Source organism: Mesorhizobium sp. 128a (assembly GCF_053848025.1).
In genome coordinates this window covers 1-331 of record NZ_JBSPKY010000118.1, presented here as the reverse complement: position 1 = coordinate 331, position 331 = coordinate 1, and the positions used below count along the sequence as shown (strand labels likewise).

General features: G+C 67.1%; 1 protein-coding gene. It reads left to right on the top strand.

Annotated features, from left to right (window positions below; all coding sequences use genetic code 11):
- Positions 1 to 331, top strand: a 331-nt coding sequence (locus ACWTU9_RS33330; protein WP_455862035.1) for an Ig-like domain-containing protein, incomplete at both ends; no start/stop codon positions are given.

The following is a 331-nucleotide window of genomic DNA, read 5'->3' as shown; positions in this document are numbered from 1 at the left end:
ACCTACGGCAAGCTGACGCTGGCCGCCGACGGCACCTACAGCTACGTTCGCGATGCCGGCACGCCCGGTGGCGTCAACGACGTCTTCACCTACACGATCAAGGATGGCGACGGCGACACCTCGCACACCACGCTGACGATTTCGATCGGCGATGGAACGCCGACCGTATTGATCCCGGTAGCGGGCGGCGCCGACACAACGGTCTATGAGGCTGGCCTGCCGGCGCGCGCCGGGGAACCTTCGGGCTCGAACGAGCCCGCGACCTCGGAAACGACCTCGGGTACGATCGGCTTCACGTCGCCGGACGGCCTGACGACAGTGTCGCTCGGTG